We start from the raw sequence: 3,343 nt of genomic DNA on the forward strand, positions 1-3,343 counted from the left end.
GGCCACTGTGACATCAGCCGCATTGCCGATCACGAAAGCGTTGGCCACATCCAGGTCGTTGCCGTTACCGATGATGCGACTACCGGTAGCCGTTGCCTGCAACTTGCTGTCGTTGCCAAACACCCCTGCATTGTCGGCACGGATGTCGTTGTCGTTGCCCAGCGAATAGGACCCCGTCCCGGAAACGGTCGTCGGGTCGCCAATGGCACCGGACTTGCTGCCACTGACCCGGTTGCCGAAACCGATACTGATCGCTCGACCGCCTGACGCCTGCGCATCGGTACCGATGGCGATGGCATTGCTCGCGGATGCCCTGGCCTGATAGCCAACCGAAACGCTGCTCCACGCCTCGACCCCGGAGCCGGCACGAACGCCCAGGGCGATATTGGCGACACCCGTCACGTTATTGCCGGCCTGCAACCCGATGGCAACGTTGTTGTCACCCGTTACACCCTGCCCGGCCCGATAGCCTGTCGCGACATTGGCACTGCCGGTCGAATCCCTGCCAGCATCGTTTCCACCGGCGAAGTTGTAAGACCCCACCAGATTGATTCCGGCATCCAGACCAATGGCGGTATTGGCATCGCCGGTGACATTGTGACCAGCCCAGGCACCGAACGCCGAGTTGTAATCGCCGACCACCCTGTTCGAGGCGAAATGCCCCATGCCGGTATTGCTTTGTCCCTCGCTGTAGGACCCCGCATCGAAGCCGACGAAGGCGTTGTCGATACCCAGCAGCTGCTGACCCGCACTCTGCCCAACGAGGATGTTTCGCTCGCCCACCGCTCCCGACCCGGCCAGCGTGCCGATGACGACCATGCCATCGGACTGGGCCTGCGCCTCACCTCCCAACGCCAGGCTGGATGAACCAACGGCATTGGCATAGGCACCAAGGGCCACGGAAGACTCGCCCAGTGCCTGGGACTCCCCTCCCAGGGCCATCGCATTCAGTGCCATGGCCTGAGCGCTGGTACCGAGGTAGATGGCGTTGCCAGCCATCGCCTGGCCTTGCATGCCGATGCCAATCGAGTTGGAGCCAGCGGACAGGCTGGAATTGCCCCCGATATTGATCGCATTGATATTGCTGGCCTGGGACTGCGAGCCGATGGCGATACCGCCCATGCCGGTGACCGTCGCGGTACTGCCAATGGCAATGGCCGCATCCTCGCAAGCGTTGGCTCCGTCCCCGATCGCGATGCGGTCATCGGCAGACGTCACGCAGTCGGTAGCGCCTGCCACCTCATAGGCCTCAACCGAGGGAAGAGAGACGACGCCGCCAATCAGCCCAATGACCAGCAGCCCACGCCGTACAACAACCGAACGGGACAGGCTGCAACGCATTCCCCACACGGATGCAACCCTGACAGGCCCGCAAAAGATATTCCAAACAACGTATTCAATTGGACTCATAAGTTCCCTTATCGAGAGAAACTCTCTATCAATCTGCAACACCAATAAGGGTCACTCCGACCAACATGAAGTTGCGCATTGAAATCCGAGACGAACAGGCGCCTTCATTCACGCAACAACAAGCCATTCGACTTGAACTCGCCAAACGGCAACTGCCAAGCCTGAAAGGTTTACAAGAGGGATCGTGCAGAATCTGCCACTAGTCAGGAGCACTCATAACGACGAACTCCGAATAAAAAGAGGATGACGCGACCAACTCGGCCACAACTGAGGAGCCTTGAATATATTTCCCTGCGCCCAGGCTGCAGATGTTCCTCTGGCCAAGGCAAGGTCTTCTTCGTTCTCGACACCCTCGATGACGACATCCGGCGCGAACGTTGATGAAATGCTGACCAGATTATTCAGCACTTCCGCAGACCGTTCGTTTTCGCGCGCCCGATGAAGATAGCCCGCATGGATCTTTATGATATCCGGCTGAACGCGCCTGACGAAATCCAGTGTCGTGAACCCCGAACCGAAATCATCTATTGCGATCCTGCATCCCAACACTTGGAGACGTTGAACAAAGTCAACCGCTGTTTCAGGATGGAGCATCGGCAAGTACTCGGTAATTTCCACCGTCAGCCTGGACGCCAGATCCGGTTGCAGCGCCAGCAATTCCATAATGGATATCCACCAGGAGTCATCCACCGCACTGCTCGAGGATATGTTGCAGCCAAGCTTCACCTGAGGCTCCTGGCGCAACATAGCCAGCAGGCTCAACACCACGCTGCGATCGAGACGACGAATCAAGCCCAGCTTCTCCAGCGTGCTTATCGTCTCCTCCCCTGTGGTGGCACGCTGCGTGAAAGTCTCGACGGAGCGCAACAGACCTTCTTCGTACAGTGCCTGCCGCCCCTCGCCAAGCGAGACCACCGGCTGGAAGGCAAGCGCGAAATCCTGCCTGCCCAGCCCCCGGTAGAAGGAAGCCGCGAACTCCATATCACTCTCGTAGGAGAGCCGCCAGTCAATGGAGCACTGCACTTCCGGCAATGGCATCGGCGCTGGCGGAGATATTTGATTGATTTCCGCAAGCGACGGCGTACCAAACAGATCGAGCGTGACAAAGCCGACCGAGAGCACCGGAAATATTGCAATACCCTCAATTTCAAATGGCGGAGCACTCAGAATCAATTGCCACCGTTCAAGTTCCTGCAAGGCAAGGCAATAACTGGTTGGAAAGCCCACATGCATATGCATGAGAAAAGCGCCTTCGCCGACCATGGAGATAATGGCGCCCCGGCTATGCCCACGAAATGAAATCTCGTTGACCAGGGCATGCACGAAATCGTCGCCATAAACTGTCCGAACATGTTCGAGATTTCGCAACACGACAAAGATATGCGTAAACCCGGCGAGCCCTGTGTCAATGCAAGAATCACCCAACTTAGACATCTCTATCCTCCCTGGCCATTCCCGCCTCGTTTCGTCTGGCATCCAAGCCTGTTGTCATAACCAACGGCAAAAGTTGTTTCATACAGGGCAGCACTTCCCCAGGCCGGCAAGACATAAACAGAGATGCCCCACAACCCGCCTAGCACGATTCAGGATTTATTTCAGTTCACGGTAATTACTTTCAAATTCACCATCAATATCGAAAACCGAGAATCACCGTTAAACATTGTTGAACAAACGACCAGCGCTTGCGTCAAGTCAGACTTCGCGCTGCGCTACCTGCACAAGAACCTGTTTGATGCCCCAGCGTGAGAGGACCTTGGGGGCAGAGGCGCCTCGACAGGGTTCTGGTGATCCGCGCCGGTTAGCCACCTATGGCTTCAGCGTCACACCAGGCTGTTGCCGACCGCCGGCTGGAGTGGCGCCCATGCAGCGGGGTTGAACAAGCACCTGGATTCGCTGTGCAGAACCCGCCTCGAGGCCTCGCCCAGCCTGGCCT

1 protein-coding gene and 1 pseudogene are annotated in these 3,343 nt (G+C 57.6%); both read right to left on the reverse strand.

All coding sequences use genetic code 11. The annotated features are described in order from the left end of the window. Window positions 1-1,410, reverse strand: a pseudogene (locus tag J0A65_RS21835) (hypothetical protein); the annotation flags it as partial. A 213-nt stretch (window positions 1,411-1,623) separates the two neighbouring features. Next, on the reverse strand, window positions 1,624-2,844 hold the full coding sequence (locus J0A65_RS21840; RefSeq protein ID WP_206596437.1) for an EAL domain-containing protein: 1,221 nt from the start codon (window positions 2,842-2,844) through the stop codon (window positions 1,624-1,626). Between the last annotated feature and the right edge of the window lie 499 nt (window positions 2,845-3,343).

Origin of the sequence: Bowmanella yangjiangensis, from assembly GCF_017255015.1 — a bacterium.
GTDB classification, from domain to species: Bacteria; Pseudomonadota; Gammaproteobacteria; order Enterobacterales; family Alteromonadaceae; genus Bowmanella; species Bowmanella yangjiangensis.

Bases quoted from the DNA above. Each gene is read 5' to 3' on its own strand.
- J0A65_RS21840 (WP_206596437.1), bottom strand. From the start codon at position 2,844: ATGTCTAAGTTGGGTGATTCTTGCATTGACACAGGGCTCGCCGGGTTT.